We start from the raw sequence: 522 nt of genomic DNA on the forward strand, positions 1-522 counted from the left end.
GCGGAAATTTTACAGGCTAGTTGCATGATTTTAGCTTGTTAAGCAGAATGGAACTAGACTCTCCATCATCTCTTTCTCATTCTTTGGAAACTGCATTCTGCTAGGTTTGCTGCTTTTTTTAACAAACAGTGTTTTTCTATTTCACACAGCCATTAAATCCTCTGTTCGTCACATAACCGCTCTTACTCCAAATTGACAGTTTATCTGATTTTGCTTCTTGCTCATCTAGTCTGAATTGGTCTATGTATTTTGTGTTAGGCTCATATACATATGCTACTCTGGCCAATCCCTCTTTCAATAATGTCTCTTGAACAGATTTGCCGTCAACATAAACGTATGCTAACAGTCTTCCATACTTATCTCTGCGATCGCCTTTATCAAATTCCAGCTGTAGCTTACCGCTGTTGACCAATTCTTTATTTCGTTTCGACGCATCCTCACCGTATGGTTGAACACAAGAATTTGGTTTCTTCGTCTCAGGTGTATCAACGAGCAAGTAGCGAACTGTGTCTTTCTTTCCGT

1 pseudogene is annotated in these 522 nt (G+C 39.5%); it reads right to left on the bottom strand.

The features are described 5' to 3' along the window. Window positions 1-136 precede the first annotated feature (136 nt). Window positions 137-522, bottom strand: a pseudogene (gene yncB, locus IEV86_RS17705) (endonuclease YncB); the annotation flags it as partial.

This window comes from Cellulomonas carbonis (assembly GCF_014636275.1).
Taxonomy (GTDB): Bacteria; Actinomycetota; Actinomycetes; order Actinomycetales; family Cellulomonadaceae; genus Actinotalea; species Actinotalea carbonis.